We start from the raw sequence: 20,295 nt of genomic DNA, 5'->3' as shown, positions 1-20,295 counted from the left end.
CGCCGCCGCCCTGTTCGCGGGCGGGACGGCCGGGCTCGTCGTCCAGGCGCAACGTCAGCGAGATCCGCTTGCGCGGCACGTCGACTTCCAGCACCTTCACCTTGACGATGTCGCCGGGCTTCACGACCTCACGCGGGTCCTTGACGAAGTTCTTCGACAGCGCCGAGACGTGCGCGAGGCCGTCCTGGTGCACGCCGACGTCGATGAACGCGCCGAACGCGGCCACGTTCGTCACGACGCCTTCCAGGCGCATCCCCGGCTTCAGGTCGCCGATCTTGTCGACGCCCTCGGCGAAGGTCGCGGTCTTGAACGCCGGACGCGGGTCTCGGCCCGGCTTGTCGAGTTCGGCGAGGATGTCGGTGACCGTCGGCAGACCGAAGGTGTCGTCGACGAACTCCGACGGCTTCAGCGCCTGCAGGGTCCGCGAGTTGCCGATCAGCGAGCGGATGTCGGTGCCGGTGGAGGTCAGGATCCGCCGCACGACGGGGTAGGCCTCCGGGTGCACGGAGGACGAGTCGAGCGGGTCGTCGCCGTCCGGGATCCGGAGGAAGCCCGCGCACTGCTCGAAGGCCTTGGGGCCGAGCCGCGCGACCTCCTTCAGCCCGGAGCGCGTCTTGAACGGCCCGTTCTCGTCGCGGTGCGCCACGATGTTCTCCGCCAGCCCGGTCGTGATGCCGGAGACGCGGGTCAGCAGCGGCGCCGACGCGGTGTTGACGTCCACGCCGACCGCGTTCACACAGTCTTCGACCACCGCGTCGAGCGAACGCGACAGCGAGATCTCCGACAGGTCGTGCTGGTACTGCCCGACGCCGATCGACTTCGGGTCGATCTTCACCAGTTCCGCCAGCGGGTCCTGCAGCCGCCGCGCGATGGAGACCGCGCCGCGCAGCGACACGTCCATCCCCGGCAGTTCCTGCGAGGCGAACGCCGACGCCGAGTACACCGACGCGCCGGCCTCGGAGACGACGGCCTTGGTCAGCTTCAGTTCCGGGTGCTTCTTGATGAGCTCGCCGGCGAGTTTGTCGGTCTCCCGCGACGCGGTGCCGTTGCCGATCGAGATCAGGTCGACCTTGTGCCGGGCGCACAGCGCGGCCAGTTCGGCGATCGACTGATCCCATTTGTTGGCGGGCTGGTGCGGGTAGATCACATGCGTCCCGACGACCTTCCCGGTCGCGTCGACCACGGCGACCTTGACGCCGGTGCGGAAACCCGGGTCGAGGCCCATCGTGGCGCGGGTGCCCGCCGGGGCGGCGAGCAGCAGGTCGCGCAGGTTCGAGGCGAACACGCGGACGGCGTCGTCCTCGGCCGACTGGCGCAGCCGCATCCGCAGGTCGATGCCCAGGTGCAGCAGGATCTTGGTACGCCACGCCCAGCGGACGGTGTCGCCGAGCCATTTGTCGGCCGGGCGGCCCTCGTTCTTGATGCCGAACTTGTGCGCGATGCGGGTCTCGTACTCGGTCGGCCCGGTCTTCGGCTCCTCAGAAGGCTCCTCGGACTCCATCGTGAGGTCGAGGATCTCTTCCTTCTCGCCGCGCAGCATCGCGAGGATCCGGTGCGAGGGGAGCTTGGTGTAGGGCTCGGAGAAGTCGAAGTAGTCGGAGAACTTCGCGCCCTCGTCGGCCTTGCCGTCCCGCACCTTCGCGGCCAGACGGCCCTGCGACCACATCTTCTCGCGCAGTTCGCCGATCAGGTCGGCGTCCTCGGCGAAGCGTTCGACGAGGATCGCGCGGGCGCCGTCGAGCGCGGCCTGCGCGTCCGCGACACCCTTGTCGGCGTCGACGAACACCGCGGCGGCCGCGTGCGGGTCGGTGTTCGGGTCGCTCATGAGCCCGTCGGCGAGCGGTTCGAGACCGGCCTCGCGGGCGATCATCGCCTTCGTGCGCCGCTTCGGCTTGTACGGCAGGTAGATGTCCTCGAGGCGGGACTTGGTGTCGGCCGCCATGATCGACGCTTCGAGCGCCTCGTCCAGCTTGCCCTGGCCGCGGATCGACTCCAGCACCGCGACCCGGCGCTCGTTGAGTTCCCGCAGGTAGCGGAGGCGTTCTTCGAGGGTGCGGAGCTGGGCGTCGTCCAGCATCCCGGTGACCTCTTTGCGGTACCGGGCGATGAACGGCACGGTGGATCCGCCGTCCAGCAGGTCGACGGCCGCCTTGACCTGCCCCTCGCGCACGCCGAGTTCTTCGGCGATCTTCTGCTCGACTGTCTGCAGGCCCTGCACGCTCACTCCCACGCTCCTGAAATCCGCCCTCGGGTGCTCTCGGACCCTGCATTCTGCCGCTCGCGCCGAGCCGACTTTCGTATGGCCTCCCCTAACCGAACCCTTGACAGTTGTATTGGTCTAGTCCATTTTGATGTGGCCGACATCACCCGTTCGTGGAGGCCACCTGTGAAAGTCAAGCCGAAACACGCGTTCCTCGCCCTGCTGTCGTCACTGGCCGTGTGCCTGGGGGTGACTTTCGCGGTCTCGGGCAGCGCCTCGGCCGCCAACATCCTGACCAACCCGGGCTTCGAACTCGGGACCACGAGCGGCTGGACCTGCTCCGGCACGTCCGCGGTGGTCACGACGCCGGTCCACTCGGGGAGCCGCGCGCTCAGCGCCACCCCGGCGGGTCAGGACAACGCCCGCTGCTCGCAGAGCGTGCCGGTGAAGGCCAACACGGCGTACACGCTGTCGGCCTGGGTACAGGGCAGCTACACCTACCTCGGCGTCACCGGCACCGGGACGGGGGACAAGAACACCTGGACCCCGGGCGGCGCCAGCTGGTCCCAGCTCTCGCTGAGCTTCACCACCGGCGCGTCCACCACCAGCGTCACCATCTACCTGCACGGCTGGTACGGCCAGCCCGCGTACTTCGCGGACGACGTCAACCTCGACGGTCCCGGCGGCTCGCCCACCACGACGCCGACGACTCCGACCACGAGCAACCCGCCGACGACGACCACCACGTCGAACCCGCCGACGACCACCACGACGACCAACCCGAACCCGGGCGACCTGCCCAAGCACGTGATCACCGGGTACTGGCAGAACTTCTACAACGGCGCGAAGGCGCTCAAGCTCGCCGACGTCCCGACGAAGTACAACATCATCGCGGTGTCCTTCGCCGACGCGACGGCCACGCCGGGCGCGGTCACCTTCACCCTCGACTCGGGTCTGTCCAGCCAGCTCGGCGGCTACACCGACGCGCAGTTCAAGGCCGACATCAAGACGGCGCAGGCGCGTGGGCAGAAGGTCATCCTGTCCGTCGGCGGCGAGAAGGGCACGATCCGCGTCGACTCCTCGGCCGCGGCGACGAACTTCTCCAACAGCATGAAGTCGCTCATCGCCACCTACGGTTTCGACGGCGTCGACATCGACCTGGAGAACGGCGTCAACGCGACCTACATGGCGCAGGCGCTGCGGTCCATCCACGCGGCGGGCGGCACCGTCATCACCATGGCGCCGCAGACGATCGACATGCAGAGCACCGGCGCCGAGTACTTCAAGCTGGCGCTGAACGTCAAGGACATCCTGACGATCGTCAACATGCAGTACTACAACAGCGGTTCGATGCTCGGCTGCGACCAGAAGGTGTACTCGCAGGGCACGGTCGACTTCCTCACCGCGCTGGCCTGCATCCAGCTGCAGAGCGGTCTGCGCGCCGACCAGGTCGGCCTCGGCCTGCCCGCGTCGGGCTCGGCGGCCGGTGGCGGTTACCAGGCGCCCGGCAACACCGTGAACGCGCTGAACTGCCTGGCGAAGGGCACGGGCTGCGGTTCGTTCAAGCCGACGGCGACCTATCCCACGATCAGGGGCGCGATGACCTGGTCGATCAACTGGGACGCGTCGCAGAACTACTCGTGGTCGAACACGGTGAGCGCGGGCCTGGCCGGCCTCCCGTGATGATCCGCTAGACCGGGGCGGGTGCCGGCGTCGCGCGGGCGACGGCACCCGCCCCTTCCACTTCTTCCCCCTCATGCGTTTAGTCCTCTGGATGCGGTAGTTGGCAGGGCGAACTACCGCATCCAGAGGACTAAACGCGGGGTCAGAGGGGCGTGAGGGGGAGGCGCAGGGCGGCGGGGGCCTCCGGAGGGACGACGGGCTTGAGCGGGGCGACCGGGGTGAGCCGCCGGTAGGCGGAGCCGAGCGGCGGGCGCGGATCGGTCTCGCCCTTGTTGGGCCACAACGACATCGCGCGTTCGGCCTGCGCGGTGATGGTCAGCGACGGGTTCACACCGAGGTTCGCGGAGATCGCCGAGCCGTCGGCGATGTGCAGGCCGGGGTAGCTGTGCACCCGCTGGTACGGATCGACGACGCCGGTCTCGGGGCCGTCGCCGATCGCGCAGCCACCGATGAAATGGCCGGTGATCGGGATGTTCGCCAGATCCGTCCAGGCGCCCTGGGCGAGTCCGCCGATCTTGTCCGCCACCCGGCGGGTGACCTCGTGCCCGGCGGGGATCCACTCGGGGTTGGGGTCGCCGATGCCCTGTTTCGTGGTCATATGCCTGCCGAAGAGCCCGCGTTTCGTATACGTGGTCACGGAATTGTTCAGCGTCTGCATCACCAGCAGGCCGACCATCCGCTCCGACCAGTGCCGCGGGTTGTGCAGCCGCACCAGATGCCGCCAGTTGCGCCGCAGTTCACGCAGGCCCAGCACCCACCGGCGTCGACCCGGTTCGCCGTCGACGAGCACCGTCGTCAGCAGGCCCATGAAGTTGCTGCCCTTGCCGTAGCGCACCGGTTCGACGTGGGTGACCGCGTCCGGGTGGATCGACGACGTGATCGCGACGCCGCGGGTGAAGTCGGTGTCCTCGCGCAGGGAACGGGCGGCGAGGACGGCCTCGGAGTTCGTCCGGGCGAGCAGACCCAGGCGTGGCGACAGCTCCGGCAAGGTTCCCGAGTCCTTCAGCGAATGCAGAAGCCGTTGCGTGCCCAGGGAAGCGGCGGCGAACACGACCTGCTCGGCGGTGAACGTCCGCTTGCGCCTGCGCACCCACCGTCCTGTTCGGACGGTATCGACCGCGTAACCGCCGTCGATCGGCCGTACTGACACCGCGGTGGTCAGCGGATGGACCTCGGTGCCCGCTTTTTCCGCCAGGTACAGGTAGTTCTTGACGGTCGTGTTCTTCGCGCCGACCCGGCAGCCGGTCATGCATTCGCCGCAGTGCGTGCACGGCGTCCGCCGCGGTCCTTCGCCGCCGAAGAACGGGTCGACATCGCGCTTGCCGAAGTAGACGCCGACCTGCGTCGGCCGGTAGGTGTCCGCGATGCCCATGTCGTCCGCGACCTCGCGCAGCACGCGGTCGGCCGGCGTGACCAGCGGGTTCTCCGTCACGCCCAGCATCCGCTTCGCCTGGTCGTAATGCGGGGCGAGTTCGGACTTCCAGTCGGTGATGTGCGCCCACTGCGGGTCGTCGTAGAAGGTGTCCGGGGGTTCGTAGAGCGTGTTCGCGTAGACCAGCGAGCCACCGCCGACACCCGCTCCGCTGAGCACGAAGGTGTTCTTCAGCAGGGTCAAGCGCTGGATGCCGTAGCAGCCCAGTTTCGGGGCCCACAGGTACTTCCGCAGCCGCCACGACGTCTTCGCGAACTCGTCGTCGGCGAACCGGCGCCCGGTTTCCAGCACGCCGACGCGGTAGCCCTTCTCGGTCAGCCGCAACGCGGTCACACTGCCGCCGAATCCGGAGCCGATCACCAGCACGTCGTAGTTCATCGCGGTCCCGCCGTCCGGTAGTCGCCGAGGTCGAGTGCCTTCGTGCGGCGGTCGTATTCGGTCACCAGGCCGGGCCAGTTGGTGGTCACGCGGCCGTCGTCCTGGCGGTACCAGCTCGCACAGGTCGACCAGACGCTGTTCCCGAGCCGCTCCTGGACTTCCTTGTCGTAGCGCTCTTCCACCTCGGGAAGGACGTCCATATAGGACACTTCGGGACGGCTGAGGTGTTCGACGGCCTGCCGGATGTAGCGGGCCTGGCGTTCGATCATGTAGATGATGGAGCCCGCGCCGAGGTTGGTGTTGGGCCCGTAGACGCAGAACAGGTTCGGGAAACCCGGCACGGTCATCCCGAGGAACGCCCGCGCGCCGCCGGACCACGCTTCGGACAGCGACCGGCCGCCGAGGCCCTGGACCTTGAGCTCGCCGAGGAAGTCCGTCGCCGCGAATCCGGTGCCGTAGATCAGGACGTCGGCCTCGTGTTCGACGCCGTCCTCGGTGAGCACCCCGGTCGGCGTGATCTCGCTGATGCGGCGGGTCTCGACGGCGACGTTGTGCTGCGCCAGCGCGGGCAGGTAGTCGTTGGTGAACAGGATCCGCTTGCAGCCCAGCGGGTAGTCCGGGGTGAGCTTCTCGCGCAGTGCCCGGTCCTTGATGTGACGGCGGCGCAACTGGGCCGTGCGCAGCTCGAAGACCTTCGCCAGCGCTGGATGTTTCGTCATCGCGTAGGTCGCGTACTCGGCGAGGAGGAAGATCCGGAGCCTGCCGAGCAGTTGCGTGGCCGGCAGGTGCCGGAACAGCCGCTGCTGCCAGCGCCGGTAGCGGGTGTCCTTCTTCGCCATGATGTAGGGCGCGGTGCGCTGGAACACCGTCAGTTCGCCCGCCTGACGCTGGAGTTCGGGCACGAACTGGATCGCGCTCGCGCCGGTGCCGATCACGGCGACCTTCTTGCCGCGCAGGTCGACGTCGTGTTCCCACCGGGCGGAGTGGAAACTGGGGCCCTCGAAGGAGTCCTGGCCCGGGATGTCCGGCCACACCGGCCGCGAGAGCTGTCCGACGGCCGGCACGAAAACGTTCGCTTCGTACGTCTCGCCGCCCGCGGTCTCCACCCGCCAGAGCCCGCGCTCCTCGTCGAACGCCGCGCCGGTGACCCGGGTGCCGAACCGGATGTGCGGTTCGAGCCCGTACCGGCGCACCACGCGTTTGAGGTACTCGTGGATGTCGGGCTGCAGCGAGAACCGCTTCGGCCAGTCGGGATTGGGCTCGTAGGAGAACGAGTACAGCGGCGACGGGATGTCGCACCCCGCGCCGGGGTAGGTGTTCTCCCGCCAGACGCCGCCCGGTTCGGAGGCGCTCTCCAGGATGGTGAAGTCGTCGAAGCCGGCGCGTTTGAGCTCGATCGCCGTACCGACCCCGCCGAAGCCGGTGCCGACGATCACGACCGACGTCCTCGCTGACCCAGTGCTCATGCCGATCGAAGTTACCCAGCGGTCAGCCCAGCCGGAAGACACGACCGGCCACTCAATCGAGATTTTCGGCCACGCATTCAGAGGACTAATTGCACCGAATGGGTTTCTGCCTTCGGGTGGGCCCAGCTCAGGAGGCGGTGAGCGGAGCTTTCGAGGGCGTCCAGGTCGCGCTTCGGGATGCGCTCGAACGGCGTGACGACGACCGAAGCGGCCTTCTTCGCCGCCTTGATCTCCCACCAGCCCTTGACGGACCCGTCGACCAGGACGGTGCCTTTGACCAGTCCGTTCTGGGTGATGACGACCTTGCGGTACTCGTCGCTGATCACCCGGGTTCGATCGGCGTAGGAGAGGATGGTCTGGTCGAACGGCCCCAGCAGCCGCGGCGGGGCGGGGGTGTCCGGGTCGGGGCGCGGCGCGTCGGGCAGGTCGAACAGTTCGCGCCCGTTCTCGTCGCGGAAGGTCCGCAGTTCCGGTCGCAGGCGCTCGGCGACGTCGCCGAGCTTCGTGATCCCCGCCCACGCCTGCGCGTCCTGGACCGTGGCGGGCCCGAACGCGGCCAGATAGCGCCGGAACATCCGCTCCGGTGACGGCGCCGGGTCCGGTTCGGCGCCGAGCCAGTCCTCGGCGGTCAGATAGGTCGGCTGCCCGGACTTGCCCCAGACGCCGCGCGGCGGGATCTGCACCAGCGGCAACAGGGCCCGCGCGACGTGCACGAGAGCCGACGGACTCGTGCCCTCCCAGTGCTTCGCGAGTTCCGCGCCGAGTTCGGCCGACGAAAGCGGCCGTTCGCCGAGCAGTTTGCGGGCGGTACGGGCGATCTCCTGGTGGTCGAGGTCCTTGATGTCAGGGCCGAACTGGGTGTTGCCGGTCATCGAGCGGTCGTAGAGGGGCTGCACGATGGGCCGCCAGCCCAGCGCGTCGGACGGCGTCACCAGATGCACCGTGCCGCGCATCAGCGCGATCCGGACGACGCTCTTGTCCAGCAGCAGCTTCGCCAGATCGTCCTGGCGGAAACCGTGCAGCCGCGTCCACAGCGCGAAGTACGGCGGGTTCGGCGCCTGCGCCTGCAGCCCGGCGAGGTGCTCGACCGCTTCGAGCGCGGTCATCTTCGAACGCCGGAGCAGCAGCTGCCGGTCCAGCATGGCGCGGTTCAGCGCGCGCCTGCTCAACGTGTCGGACATGCGGTCAGCCTAATCGGAGTCGAGGACAGTTACGGTCCTCAATGCGGGAAGTCCGGCCGGGATCCATAATCCCGGCCATGGAACTACCGCCGCCGGTGATCCGCGACTGGGACTACCCACGCGGCACGGCGAGCATCGTGCTCATGGCCCGCTTCGCCGCCGAGCACGGTGTCGAGAACCTGGAGCCCTACAAGAACGCCCCCGTGGACGGTCAGGTCGAAGCGCGCGAGGAACTCGCGGTGATCCGCGAGCTGATCCGCGGCCTCGGTGGCGGGGACGACGTCGCGCTCCGGCTGAGCAGGCGCTACCGCGTCAGCGCGTTCGGCATCTTCGGCTTCGCGTGCATCAGCAGCCCGACCCTCGGCGACGCGATGCGTTTCGCGCTGCGATACCTGGACCTGAGTTTCACCTTCTGCATCCCGCACGTGACCGTCGAGGCCGGGCGGCTCGCGCTCACCATGGACGACAGCCGCGTGCCCGACGACGTCGCGCGCTTCCTGGTGCTGCGGGACCTCGGTGCCATCCACACGGTCATGCGCGACATCCTGCCGGACATCTCCCTGAACTCCTTGGCGTTCCGGCACGACCGTCCGTCCACTGTGGATGAATACGTCCGGACGTTCGGTTTGGCGCCGTCGTTTTCCGCACCCGCGCACACCGCCACCCTGGACCCGCTGTTCCTGGAACAGCCGCTGCCGCAGGCCAACGACCAGACGGTCGCGGTCTGCGCGGCGCAATGCGATCTGCTGGTTTCCCGCAAACGCGAACGGTCCGGGATCGCCCAGCAGGTCCGGGAACGGCTGGTGCGGCTCGGCGGGGTCGACGCCGGGATGGACGAGGTCGCGCGGCGGCTCGCGCTCAGCCCGCGCACGCTGCGACGGCGTCTTTCCGAGGCCGGGACCGGGTACCGCGCGCTGCTGGACGAGGTCCGTCAGGCGCTGGCGGAGGAGATGCTCGACACCGGAGCGCTCAGCGTCGAGGACGTCGCGCTGCGGCTGGGCTACGCCGAGGCGTCGAGTTTCATCTACGCCTTCAAACGTTGGAAGGGGATGACGCCGGCGGCCTACGCCCGTCGGAACGCGTCGCGAGCACGGCCGGGTAGGTGACCCGCAGCAGGTGCAGGATCGAATCGGTGAGGAAGACCCGCAGCTCCTCGCGGCCGAGCGTGCCGCGGATCAGCCATTCGCGTGACGCGGCGCGCAGCATCCCGCCATACGACCGGATCATCGCGCGGAGTTCCTCGCGACCCTCGGTGACGTCGCTCATCAGCGCGGCCGCGAGCACCCTGTCGGCGGCGATCTCGTCCGCCTCCAGCATGATCCGCTCGATGTCCGGGTCGTGCCCCACCGCCTCGTGGCCGATCGCGGTCAGCCAGGCCTGCTCGTTGCGCTCGACGACCTCGATCCAATGCCGGACGCTGATCGCGAGCCGGTCCTCCGCGGTGGTGTCGGGCAGGTTCTCGATGACCGGCGCCGGGACGATCATCATCTGCCGGACGACTTCCAGATACAGCTCGCGTTTCCCGCCGAAGTAGTGGTTGATCAACGGCCTCGCCACACCGGCGGCCTTCGCGATGTCCGAGGTCGATACCGAGGCGTAGGTGCCCGCGCCGAACAGACGCCGTGCCGCGGCCAGGATCTCGGCCCGCCGCGCGGCCGGTTCGAGGCGACGCCGCCGGATCTCCGGATCGGTGCTCATGGGCCGAGCGTAACCGTTTCAGGTGACCGTTTGCCGTTACTGAACCGGAACAACCCGCCGGTAACCCCGGAGCCCCCTCGGGCGACGTTGGGGGCGGGGGGACCGGCGGCATGGGTAGGGACGAATGGCCACTGCTGAGCGCGAACCGGTCCGGCGTGCCGGCCGCTGGGTCAGTGTGCGGCTGCAGCACCGTGACGTCCGCATCGAGAGTGACGTCGACGACGAATGCGTCTCGTACGCGGGGATAGTGATCACCAGTTTCGAGAACGGCACCAAGGTCGGGGAGCGGTGGATCCCGCTCGGCGTCGACCCGTCGGAGGCCGACGACGAACAGCTCATCCAGCAGTTGCGGGACGCGCTGATCTGGCAGGCGCGACGTCCGCCGAAGGCCGCGGGGGAGTAGCCCGTTACTGCGTCCGCAAACCGTCGAAGGCGATCTTGCAGACCGCGTCGGCCAGTTCCGTGCCCGCCGAACCCCGCCGCGGCCGATACCACTCGATGAGCGAGTTGACCATGCCGTACAGCAGCCGCGCGGTGACCGCGGGATCGATGTCGGGCCGCACGTCGCCCTCGGTTTCGGCCTGTTTCACCAGATCCGTCACCAGCCGGTCGAATTCGCGCCGCCGTGCCAGCGCCGCCCGCTCGACCTTGGTGTTGCCCCGCACGCGCAGCAGCAGCGTCACGAACGGCAACTGGTCGATCAGGACGAGGACACTGCCCCGCACCAGATGCTCCAGCTTCTCGATCGCCTTGCCCTCGAAGGACTCGGTCTCGGCGGCGACGGCGAACAGGCCGTTCAGCGCGCGGTCGACCGACAGCCGCAGCAGTTCCTCCTTGCTCGGCACGTGGTGGTAGATCGCGGACTTCGTGATGCCGAGTTTGCGGGAGAGGTCCTCCATGCTCGTGCCGTCGTAGCCGCGTTCGTTGAACAGCTTGACGGCGACCTGCAGCAGCGACTCGAGGTCGTAACCGGGGCGCCCTCGGCGGGCGGGGGTGGTCACCCGCGGTCCCGCTCGTCGAGTACGCGGCGCATCTTGCCCAGCGACCGCTCCAGCGTGTCCGGGTCGACGACCTCGACGCCGACGCTCACGCCGACCCCGTCCTTGACCCCGGCGATCAGCCGGGCGGCGGCCTGTTCGCGCTGTTCGGCGGTCGCGTCCGGACGGGCCTCGACGCGGACCGTCAGCTGGTCCAGCCGGCCCTTGGTGGACCGGATCAGCTGGAAATGCGGAGCGAGTGCGGGGGTCACCAGCACGACTTCCTCGATCTGCGTGGGGAAGACGTTGACGCCACGCAGGATGATCATGTCATCGCTGCGCCCGGTCACCTTCTCCATCCGCCGGTACGCCGGCCGCGCGGTGCCCGGCAGGAGCCGGGTGAGGTCGCGGGTGCGGTACCGGATGATCGGCAGCGCCTGTTTGGTGAGCGAGGTGAACAGCAGTTCGCCGGTGTCGTCGATGGGCTTCTCGGTGAACGGGTCGATCACCTCGGGGTAGAAGTGGTCCTCCCAGATGTGCAGCCCGTCCTTGGTCTCCACGCATTCCTGCGCGACGCCGGGGCCCATCACCTCGGACAGCCCGTAGATGTCGACGGCGTCGATGCCGACGCGTTCCTCGATCTCCGTGCGCATCTGCTCGGTCCACGGCTCCGCGCCGAAGATGCCGACCTTGAGCGAACTCGCCTGCGGGTCGATGCCCTGGCGTTCGAATTCGTCGAGCAGCGTGAGCATGTACGACGGGGTGACCATGATGATCTCGGGTTTGAAGTCGGTGATGATCTGCACCTGGCGCGCGGTCATGCCGCCGGACGCCGGGATCACCGTGCAGCCCAGTTTTTCGGCGCCGTAGTGCGCGCCGAGTCCGCCGGTGAACAACCCGTATCCGTAGGCCACATGGACCTTGTCGCCCGGCCGTCCGCCCGCCGCGCGGATCGACCGCGCCATCACCGTCGCCCAGGTGTCGATGTCGTCGGCGGTGTAGCCGACGACGGTCGGTTTCCCGGTGGTGCCACTGGACGCGTGGATCCGGCTCACCTGCGACTCCGGTACGGCGAACATGCCGAAGGGGTAGTTGTCGCGCAGATCCTGTTTGGTGGTGAAGGGGAATTTCGCCAGGTCTTCCAGTGCCTTGCAGTCGTCCGGGTGGACGCCGGCCTCGTCGAATTTCCTGGTGTAGAACGGCACGTTGTCGTAGGCGTGCCGCAGTGTCCACCGCAGGCGCGTGAGCTGCAGCGCCTTGAGTTCGTCGATGGTCAGGTTTTCGGCGTCATCGCTGAAAGTCATCGTCACGCCTTCTCGATGGTGCGGCTGCGGCCGCGGAATTCGGCGACGACCTCCGGCCCCTCGGGGGTCTCCCGGTGCACGGTGACGTCGTAGATGCCGTTGCGGCCGTAACGGGTCCGCTCGGTGGCGGTGGCGATGAGCTGGTCGCCGAGCTTGCCGGCGGCGACGAAGGAGATCTCCGCGCCGGACGCGACGGTGACGGGGCCGTGCCGTCGCGAGGTACTTTCTCCCGCCGAGGACGCGTGGACAGAGTTGCAGGCGCAGGCGAACGCCGTGTCGGCGAGCAGGAAGACGTACCCGCCGTGCGCGATGTCGTGGCCGTTCACCATCGTCTCGGTGATCTTCATGGTGGCGACGGCGCGCCCGTCGGCGGCCTCGACCAGCTCGATGCCCAGCGCGTTCGACGCCAGATCGTCGGCGAACATCGCGTGCGCGGCGTTGACGCTCAAGTCACGACCCCTGAGTTACTGACCGAATGGACGGTTGTTAAAGGTGTTCGCCAGTAAAGGCTCGGCTCCGGGTAGATGTCAAGGGTCCACCGCCGTCCGGGGGTTTGCAAGCGCCCGGACGGGAGCTACAGTGAATTACTGAACGGACGGTCTGTTAATCCCACCATGAAGGGTCGCCCCATGGCATTGCTGCGCAGCTACGTCTCCGGCGGATGGCACACGGCGGAAAAAGAAGGCGTACCGCTGCACGACGCCTCGACCGGCGAGGAGGTCGCCCGGGTCTCGTCCGACGGCATCGACTTCGCCGCCGCGCTGGAGTACGGCCGCCGCACCGGCGGCCCCGCGCTGCGTGAGCTGACCTTCCACCAGCGCGCCGCGCTGCTGAAGGCGCTGGCCTCCCACCTGCGAGAACACCGCGACGAGCTGTACGCGCTGTCGGCCAGGACGGGTGCGACCAAGGGCGATTCGATGGTCGACATCGACGGCGGCATCGGCGTCCTGTTCGCCTACTCCAGCAAGGGCAAGCGGGAGCTGCCGAACGACACCGTCTACGTCGACGGCAACGTCGAGCCGCTGAGCAAGGGCGGCACCTTCCTCGCCCAGCACATCGCCGTCCCGCTGCGCGGCGTCGCCGTCCAGATCAACGCCTTCAACTTCCCGGTCTGGGGTCCGCTGGAGAAGTTCGCGCCCGCGTTCCTCGCCGGCGTGCCGAGCCTGATCAAGCCGGCCAGCCAGACCGCGTACCTCACCGCGCGGCTGATCGAGATCATCATCGAGTCCGGCATCCTGCCCGAGGGCACGCTGCAGTTCGTCGCGGGCAGTGTCGGTGACCTGCTCGACCACGTCACCGCGCAGGACCTCGTCTCGTTCACCGGCTCCGCGTCCACCGCGCAGAAGCTCCGCGCGCACCCGGCGATCGTGCGCAACTCCGTCCGCTTCAACGCCGAGGCCGACTCGCTGAACCTGTCGATCCTCGGGCCGGACGCCAAACCCGGCACCACCGAGTTCGACCTCTTCGTCAAGCAGCTGACCACCGAAATGACGGTCAAGGCGGGCCAGAAGTGCACCGCCATCCGCCGTGCGTTCGTGCCCGCCGAGCTGCTGGACGACGTCGCCGAGGCGGCGAGCGCGCGGCTGGCGAAGACCACCGTCGGCAACCCCACGGCCGAGGGTGTCCGCATGGGCGCGCTGGCCAGCCTGGAGCAGCGTGAGGAGGTCCGGCGGTCGCTCAAGGCGCTGCTGGACGCCGGAACGGTCGTGTTCGGCGACCCGGAGCAGGTCGACGTCGTCGGCGCGGACGCCGAGCGCGGCGCCTTCATCTCGCCGGTGCTGCTGAAGGCCGACCCGGAGCGTTCCGAGCCGCATGAGGTCGAGGCGTTCGGCCCGGTGTCGACGCTGCTGCCCTACACCTCCACCGAGCAGGTCATCGAGCTCGCCGCACGCGGCGGCGGCAGCCTGGTCGGCTCGATCGTCACCGCCGACGCCGAGTTCGCCCGCGAGGTCGTCCTCGGTGTCGCGCCGTATCACGGCCGACTGCTGGTGCTCGACGCCGACGACGCCAAGGAATCGACGGGTCACGGCTCGCCGATGCCGCAGCTGGTCCACGGTGGCCCCGGCCGCGCCGGTGGCGGCGAGGAGATGGGCGGTGTCCGCGGCGTGCTGCACCATATGCAGCGCACGGCGGTCCAGGGCAGCCCGAAGGTGCTCAGCACGGTCACCGGCCGCTGGGTCACCGGCGCGCCGCGCACCGAAGGCGACGTCCACCCGTTCCGGAAGTCGTTGGCGGAACTGAAGATCGGCGATTCCGTGGTCGCGGGACCGCGCACGGTCCTGCAGTCCGACGTCGACCACTTCGCCGAGTTCACCGGCGACACCTTCTACGCCCACACCGACCCCGAAGCGGCCGCGGCGAACCCGCTGTTCGGCGGGATCGTGGCGCACGGGTACCTCGTGGTGTCCTTCGCCGCCGGCCTGTTCGTGTCCCCGGAGCCCGGCCCGGTGCTGGCCAACTACGGGTTGGAGAACCTGCGGTTCCTCACCCCGGTCAAGGTCGACGACACCCTCACGGTGACCCTGACCGCGAAGCAGATCACCCCGCGGATCGACCAGGAATACGGCGAGGTCCGCTGGGACGCCGACGTGACCAACCAGGATGGCGACTCGGTCGCGAAGTACGACGTGCTGACCCTGGTGTCGAAGGAGCAGTCATGACGGCCACGTTGCCCGAGGAAGACCTCGAACGGCACTTCGAGCACACCATCGAGCGCGACCAGCGCATCGAACCGCGCGACTGGGTGCCCGAGGGCTACCGCAAGACGATGATCCGGCAGATCGCGCAGCACGCGCATTCGGAGATCATCGGCATGCAGCCCGAGGGCAACTGGATCACCCGCGCGCCTTCCTTGCGGCGTAAGGCGATCTTGCTCGCGAAGGTGCAGGACGAGGCCGGGCACGGCCTGTACCTGTACTCGGCGGCGGCCACCCTCGGCGCCGACCGCGCGGATCTGACCGACAAGCTGATCAACGGCAAGCAGAAGTACTCGTCGATCTTCAACTACCCGACGCTGACCTTCGCCGACGTCGGCGTGGTCGGCTGGCTGGTCGACGGCGCGGCGATCTGCAACCAGGTCCCGTTGTGCCGCAGCTCGTACGGGCCGTACGCGCGAGCGATGATCCGCATCTGCAAGGAGGAATCCTTCCACCAGCGGCAGGGCTTCGAACTGCTGATGACCATGATGCGCGGCACCGAGAAGCAGCGCGCGATGGTGCAGGAGGCGGTGAACCGCTGGTGGTGGCCGTCGCTGATGATGTTCGGCCCGCCGGACGCGGATTCGCCGAACACCGCGCAGTCGATGGCGTGGAAGGTCAAGCGCCACACCAACGACGAGCTGCGCCAGCGGTTCGTCGACATGTCCATCCCGCAGGCCGAGGCGCTGGGCGTCACCTTCCCGGATCCGGACCTGAAGTGGAACGCCGAACGCGGGCACTACGACTTCGGCGCCGTCGACTGGGACGAGTTCAAGAACGTGTTGAAGGGCAACGGCCCCTGCAACGCCCAGCGCATCGCGCACCGGCGGCGGGCCCAGGAAGACGGCGCGTGGGTGCGGGAAGCCGCGGCCGCCCACGCCGCCAAGAAAGGGGCTTCGGTATGAAGCACGACTGGCCGTTGTACGAGGTGTTCGTCCGGGGCAAGCGCGGCCTGAACCACGTGCACGTGGGTTCGCTGCACGCGGCGGACGACGACATGGCACTGCACCACGCCCGGGATCTGTACACGCGCCGCAACGAGGGCGTGTCGATCTGGGTCGTGCGCGCGTCGGACATCACGGCGTCCTCGCCGGACGAGAAGGACCCGTTCTTCGCGCCCAGCGGCGACAAGGTGTACCGGCACCCGACGTTCTACGACATCCCCGACAACGTTCCCCACATCTGACATGAGCTTCGACAACGCCTACGAGGCGATCACCGAGGAGAACGACTCCCGCTGGGCCTTCGGCACCGGCTTCGAGGATCCGCTGTCCGGTGTGGACACCACGGTCCCGTCCGGTGTGGACGGTGCGCGGCTCGCGGCCTACTGCCTGATGCTCGGCGACGACGCGCTGATCTTCTCGCACCGGCTGCAGGAATGGTGCACGAACGCTCCCGAACTCGAAGACGAGGTCGCGATCGCCAACATCGCGCTCGACCTGCTCGGGCAGGCACGCCTGCTGCTCGCCCGCGCGGGCAAGGCCGACGGGAGCGAGCGCTCGGAGGACTCCTACGCGTTCTTCCGGAGCGAGCAGGAGTACCGCAACGTCCGGCTCGCCGAACTAGAAGGCGGGCACTTCGGGCACCTGGTCGCCCGGCTGCTGGTGTTCTCCATCTGGCGGCTCGCCTTGTTGCAGCAGCTGCAGTCCTCTGTGGACCCCGTACTCGCGGCGATCGCGGACAAGGGCGTCAAGGAAGTCGCCTACCACCGCGACTACGCCGCGCAGTGGGCCGTCCGGCTCGGCGACGGAACCGAGTTGTCCCATGAGCGCATGCAGGAAGGCCTGGACTCGGTCTGGCCTTATGTGGGTGAGCTCTTCACCGCGCACGAGGTCGAGTTCGTCGAGTCGCCCTCGCTGCGGCCCGAGTTCGACGCGATCCTCGACCAGGTGCTGGCCGCCGCCCGGTTGACACGGCCCGACGTCGGCGCGCTCGCCGGAGTCTCCGGCCGGATGGGCCGCGACGGTGTGCACACCGAGCGGATGGGCTTCCTGCTGGCGGAACTGCAGAGTGTCGCCAGGGAACACCCGGACGCGACATGGTGACCGCGTACGCCGTGGCGGCCACCGTGACCGATCCGGAACTGCCGATGCTCACCCTCGCCGACCTCGGCGTGCTGCGCGAAGTGTCCGAATCCGATGGCCGGGTGGTCGTCGCGATCACCCCGACCTACACCGGCTGCCCGGCAATGGACACCATGCGCGACGACCTCGTGCACGCGCTCACCGGCGCGGGTTACGGCGAGGTCGAGGTCCGCACGGTCCTGCAGCCGGCCTGGTCCACCGACTGGATCACCGAAGACGGCAAACGGAAACTGGCGGAAGCCGGTATCGCGCCGCCGGGTGCCGCACCGCGACGGACCGGCCCGATCCCGCTCACGTTGAGCGCGCCGGTGTCGTCGGTCCGTTGTCCCCATTGTGGTTCCGCGGACACCGAAGAGCAGTCCCGGTTCAGCGCGACGGCGTGCAAAGCGCTGCGCCGCTGCCGCTTCTGTCTCGAACCGTTCGAACACGTCAAGGAGATCTAGCGTGACCGCCACCCTGCGCCGCACGGGATTCCACACCTTGACGGTGTCCGACGTCCAGCGTCTGTGCGACGACGCCGTCGCGGTCACCTTCGACGTGCCCGAAGACCTCGCCGACGTCTTCGACTTCAAGGCCGGTCAGTCGCTGACCCTGCGCCGCGAGATCGACGGCCGCGACGAGCGCCGGTCGTACTCGATCTGCGCGCCCGCCGGCGCGGCACCGCGAGTCGGCGTCCGCGAGGTGCCGGGCGGACTGTTCTCGTCGTGGCTGGTGCGCGACGTGCGCCCCGGCGACGAGATCGAGGTCGCGGCACCGACCGGGCACTTCACCCCCGATCTGGAAGCCGCCGGGCACCACGTCCTGGTCGCGGCCGGATCCGGTATCACGCCGGTGCTGTCGATCGCGTCGTCGCTGCTCGGCGACTCCGACGCGACGGTGACCGTGCTCTACGGCAACCGCCGCACGGACACCGTCATGTTCGCCGACGACCTCGCGGATCTGAAGGACCGTTACCCGGCACGGCTCGAGCTCGTCCACGTGCTCTCCCGTGAGCCACGCGAAGCCGAACTGTTCACCGGACGCCTCGACGTCGAGAAGCTGCGGCGCCTGTGCACCGTGCTGATCCCGGTCTCCGACGTCGCGCACTGGTGGCTGTGCGGGCCGTTCGAGATGGTGACCGGCGCGCAGGAACTGCTGCGCTCACTGGACGTCCCCGACGAGAACATCCACCAGGAACTGTTCTATGTGGACACTCCGCCGGAGCCGGTGCGTCACGTCGATCCGGCCGTCGTGGGGTCCTCCAGCGAGGTCACGCTGGTCCTCGACGGCCGGTCGACGACGATGACGCTGCCGCGGAACTCCTCCCTGCTGGACGGCGCGCAGAAGTACCGTCCGGACCTGCCGTTCGCCTGCAAGGGCGGGGTGTGCGGCACCTGCCGGGCGAAGATCTGCGACGGCAAGGTGGACATGCGGCGCAACTTCGCCCTGGAGAAGGCCGAAGTCGACGCCGGTTTCGTGCTCACCTGCCAATCCGTGCCGATTTCCGAGGCCGTCACCGTGGACTTCGACGCCTAGACCTCCCGCGTTTAGTCCTCTGGATGCGGTACTTGCGTGCGCAACTACCGCATTCAGAGGACTAAACGCGGAGCTCCACCCACCGGGTGATGCCGATGTCCTTCAGGAACGGGCGGTCGTGGCTCGCCACGATCAGCGCGCCCCGGTAGGCCCTCAACGCCTCGGTGAGCCGGCGGACACTCGCCAGGTCGAGGTTGTTCGTCGGCTCGTCGAGCAGCAGGAGTTTCGGCGTCGGTTCGGTGAGCAGCAACGCCGCCAGCGAAGCGCGGAACCGTTCCCCGCCGGACAACGACGCCACTTCGCGGTCGGCCTTCGCTCCCCGGAACAGGAACCGCGCTAGCCTCGCGCGGATCTGGTTGTCCGTCTGTGACGGCGCGACGAGACGAACGTTGTCCACAATGGACAACCTGTCGTCGAGGACGTCGAGCCGCTGGGGGAGCAGCCGGGCGGGGACGAACAGCCCGGCCTCGCCCGATCGTGGCGGGAGTTCGCCGGTGATCGTGCGGAGCAGGGTGGTCTTCCCCGACCCGTTCGGGCCGACGAGCGCGATCCGTTCGGGACCCATGACATGAAGATTCGCCGGCGGGCCGAAGCGGGGCACGGCGTCGATCCGGAGCACGTCGGTTCCCGGTGGGACCAGGGTTTCCGGGAGTTCGACGCGGATCTCGGCGTCCTCACGCACGAGCTCCTCGGCGGCCTTCAGCGTCTCGACGGCGTCCTCCAGCCTGTCCGTATGCAGGATCCGGTACTTGCCCGCGGCGATCTGCGCGTCCTCCTGGCGTTTGCGCATCCGTACCTTGGGTTCGCGCTTCTGTTCCCACATCCTCTGGCCGTAGCGGGCGCGCCGGGCGAGTTTCATCCCCGCCTCGATCAACTCCCGCTTCTGACGTTTGACATCGGATTCGGCGGCCCGGACGTGCCGCCGCGCGGCCTCTTGCGCCACCTCGACGGCCTGCTCGTAGTCCACGAGGTTGCCGCCGTAGAGGGTGACTTCGCCGTCGCGGACCTCGGCGATGCGGTCGACCGACTGGAGTAGTTCGCGATCGTGCGAGACGACCACGAGGATCCCCTTCCAGCTCTCCACCTCACGGTGCACGAGTGCCCGTGCCCGCAGGTCGAGGTTGTTCGTCGGCTCGTCGAGCAGCAGCACGGCGGGACGGCGCAGGAGCAGCGCGCCCAGCCCGAGCAGTGTGATTTCGCCGCCGGACAGTTCACCCGCCCGCTGGTCCAGGCGTAGGGCGCCCAGGCCTAGCCTGTCGAGGATCGCGCGGGTGCGTTCCTCGACGTCCCAGTTGTCGCCGATGGTGGCGAAGTGCGCTTCGGTGGTGTCGCCACTCTCGACGGCCTTCAACGCCGTGCGGATCGCGGTGACGCCCAGCACGTCGTCGACGCGGCGTCCGGTGTCCAGCACCAGGTTCTGCGGTAGATAGCCGATTTCACCCGGTGCGGTGATCGAGCCGGACTCGGGCCGAAGCCCGCCCGCGAGCAGTCTGAGCAGCGTGGACTTACCGGAACCGTTGGTGCCGACCAGACCGGTGCGGTCGGTGGGGACGGTGAGCGAGAGGTGTTCGAAGACCGGAGCGCCGTCCGGCCAGGTGAAGGTGACGTCGGACAGCGTCAGAGAAGAAGACATGAGACTCCCTGCGAAGGAGGTGGGATGAGGGCGCAGGTTCGTCTCAGA

18 protein-coding genes are annotated in these 20,295 nt (G+C 68.6%); 9 read left to right on the top strand and 9 right to left on the bottom strand.

Annotated features, from left to right (window positions below):
• On the bottom strand, nucleotides 1-2,224 hold a 2,224-nt coding region (locus H5J31_RS06180), incomplete at its 3' end, for a Tex family protein (RefSeq protein ID WP_181771482.1).
• Between the two features lie 162 nt (nucleotides 2,225-2,386).
• On the opposite strand from H5J31_RS06180, the gene H5J31_RS06175 reads away from it, so the two are divergent.
• Nucleotides 2,387-3,883, top strand: coding sequence for a chitinase (locus H5J31_RS06175; RefSeq protein ID WP_181771481.1), 1,497 nt, complete (start codon nucleotides 2,387-2,389; stop codon nucleotides 3,881-3,883).
• Between the two features lie 142 nt (nucleotides 3,884-4,025).
• On the opposite strand, the gene H5J31_RS06170 is transcribed toward H5J31_RS06175, so the two are convergent.
• The 3 genes from H5J31_RS06170 to H5J31_RS06160 form a co-directional block, all read right to left on the bottom strand.
• Nucleotides 4,026-5,693 (bottom strand): GMC oxidoreductase, encoded by a 1,668-nt coding sequence (locus H5J31_RS06170; protein ID WP_181771480.1) that lies wholly within the window; start codon nucleotides 5,691-5,693, stop codon nucleotides 4,026-4,028.
• A complete protein-coding gene (locus H5J31_RS06165; RefSeq protein ID WP_181771479.1) occupies nucleotides 5,690-7,159 on the bottom strand; it encodes a flavin-containing monooxygenase in 1,470 nt (489 codons plus the stop codon). The genes H5J31_RS06170 and H5J31_RS06165 overlap by 4 nt, the downstream gene beginning before the upstream one ends.
• A gap of 77 nt (nucleotides 7,160-7,236) precedes the next feature.
• Nucleotides 7,237-8,340 carry a winged helix DNA-binding domain-containing protein gene (locus tag H5J31_RS06160; protein ID WP_181771478.1) on the bottom strand — a complete coding sequence of 368 codons (1,104 nt, stop codon included), beginning with the start codon at nucleotides 8,338-8,340 and terminating at the stop codon, nucleotides 7,237-7,239.
• Nucleotides 8,341-8,417: 77 nt separating this feature from the next.
• Here H5J31_RS06160 and H5J31_RS06155 point away from each other — a divergent pair, with 77 nt between their 5' ends.
• Nucleotides 8,418-9,446 carry an AraC family transcriptional regulator gene (locus H5J31_RS06155; RefSeq protein ID WP_181771477.1) on the top strand — a complete coding sequence of 343 codons (1,029 nt, stop codon included), beginning with the start codon at nucleotides 8,418-8,420 and terminating at the stop codon, nucleotides 9,444-9,446.
• On the opposite strand, the gene H5J31_RS06150 is transcribed toward H5J31_RS06155, so the two are convergent.
• A complete protein-coding gene (locus H5J31_RS06150) occupies nucleotides 9,373-10,038 on the bottom strand; it encodes a TetR/AcrR family transcriptional regulator (RefSeq protein ID WP_181771476.1) in 666 nt (221 codons plus the stop codon). The two genes, H5J31_RS06155 and H5J31_RS06150, sit on opposite strands and share 74 nt — an antisense overlap.
• A gap of 124 nt (nucleotides 10,039-10,162) precedes the next feature.
• Between H5J31_RS06150 and H5J31_RS06145 the strand changes: the two genes are divergently transcribed.
• Nucleotides 10,163-10,441, top strand: a complete 279-nt coding sequence (locus H5J31_RS06145; protein WP_181771475.1) for a hypothetical protein — start codon at nucleotides 10,163-10,165, stop codon at nucleotides 10,439-10,441.
• Nucleotides 10,442-10,445: 4 nt separating this feature from the next.
• On the opposite strand, the gene H5J31_RS06140 is transcribed toward H5J31_RS06145, so the two are convergent.
• The 3 genes from H5J31_RS06140 to H5J31_RS06130 are packed head-to-tail and all read right to left on the bottom strand — an operon-like array spanning nucleotide 10,446 to nucleotide 12,744.
• Nucleotides 10,446-11,039: a TetR/AcrR family transcriptional regulator gene (locus H5J31_RS06140; protein ID WP_181771474.1), complete on the bottom strand. Its 594-nt coding sequence runs from the start codon at nucleotides 11,037-11,039 to the stop codon at nucleotides 10,446-10,448.
• Entirely contained in the window at nucleotides 11,036-12,319 is a 1,284-nt protein-coding gene (paaK, locus tag H5J31_RS06135; RefSeq protein WP_181771473.1) for a phenylacetate--CoA ligase PaaK, read from the bottom strand. The genes H5J31_RS06140 and paaK overlap by 4 nt, the downstream gene beginning before the upstream one ends.
• A 2-nt stretch (nucleotides 12,320-12,321) precedes the next feature.
• On the bottom strand, nucleotides 12,322-12,744 hold the full coding sequence (locus tag H5J31_RS06130; protein ID WP_181771489.1) for a hotdog fold thioesterase: 423 nt from the start codon (nucleotides 12,742-12,744) through the stop codon (nucleotides 12,322-12,324).
• Between the two features lie 204 nt (nucleotides 12,745-12,948).
• Between H5J31_RS06130 and paaZ the strand changes: the two genes are divergently transcribed.
• From paaZ to paaE, 6 genes are read left to right on the top strand one after another with little or no spacing between them, the layout of a single operon-like run.
• Entirely contained in the window at nucleotides 12,949-14,979 is a 2,031-nt protein-coding gene (paaZ, locus tag H5J31_RS06125; RefSeq protein WP_181771472.1) for a phenylacetic acid degradation bifunctional protein PaaZ, read from the top strand.
• Complete coding sequence (gene paaA, locus H5J31_RS06120) at nucleotides 14,976-15,920, top strand: 1,2-phenylacetyl-CoA epoxidase subunit PaaA (protein ID WP_181771471.1); 945 nt, start codon at nucleotides 14,976-14,978, stop codon at nucleotides 15,918-15,920. Before paaZ ends, paaA begins: the two co-directional genes overlap by 4 nt.
• Complete coding sequence (gene paaB, locus H5J31_RS06115) at nucleotides 15,917-16,201, top strand: 1,2-phenylacetyl-CoA epoxidase subunit PaaB (protein WP_005168080.1); 285 nt, start codon at nucleotides 15,917-15,919, stop codon at nucleotides 16,199-16,201. The genes paaA and paaB overlap by 4 nt, the downstream gene beginning before the upstream one ends.
• Before the next feature lies 1 nt (nucleotide 16,202).
• Nucleotides 16,203-17,060, top strand: a complete 858-nt coding sequence (gene paaC, locus H5J31_RS06110; protein WP_181771470.1) for a 1,2-phenylacetyl-CoA epoxidase subunit PaaC — start codon at nucleotides 16,203-16,205, stop codon at nucleotides 17,058-17,060.
• Nucleotides 17,054-17,542 (top strand): 1,2-phenylacetyl-CoA epoxidase subunit PaaD, encoded by a 489-nt coding sequence (gene paaD / locus H5J31_RS06105; RefSeq protein WP_181771469.1) that lies wholly within the window; start codon nucleotides 17,054-17,056, stop codon nucleotides 17,540-17,542. The genes paaC and paaD overlap by 7 nt, the downstream gene beginning before the upstream one ends.
• Before the next feature lies 1 nt (nucleotide 17,543).
• Nucleotides 17,544-18,614, top strand: coding sequence for a 1,2-phenylacetyl-CoA epoxidase subunit PaaE (paaE, locus tag H5J31_RS06100; RefSeq protein ID WP_181771468.1), 1,071 nt, complete (start codon nucleotides 17,544-17,546; stop codon nucleotides 18,612-18,614).
• A 61-nt stretch (nucleotides 18,615-18,675) separates the two neighbouring features.
• On the opposite strand, the gene H5J31_RS06095 is transcribed toward paaE, so the two are convergent.
• Nucleotides 18,676-20,247 carry an ABC-F family ATP-binding cassette domain-containing protein gene (locus H5J31_RS06095; protein ID WP_181771467.1) on the bottom strand — a complete coding sequence of 524 codons (1,572 nt, stop codon included), beginning with the start codon at nucleotides 20,245-20,247 and terminating at the stop codon, nucleotides 18,676-18,678.
• Nucleotides 20,248-20,295: the final 48 nt, after the last annotated feature.

It is taken from the genome of Amycolatopsis pittospori, assembly GCF_013870525.1.
Taxonomy (GTDB): Bacteria; Actinomycetota; Actinomycetes; order Mycobacteriales; family Pseudonocardiaceae; genus Amycolatopsis; species Amycolatopsis pittospori.
Note: the sequence above shows the minus strand (reverse complement) of the source record. Positions and strands in the feature narration are given on the sequence as shown.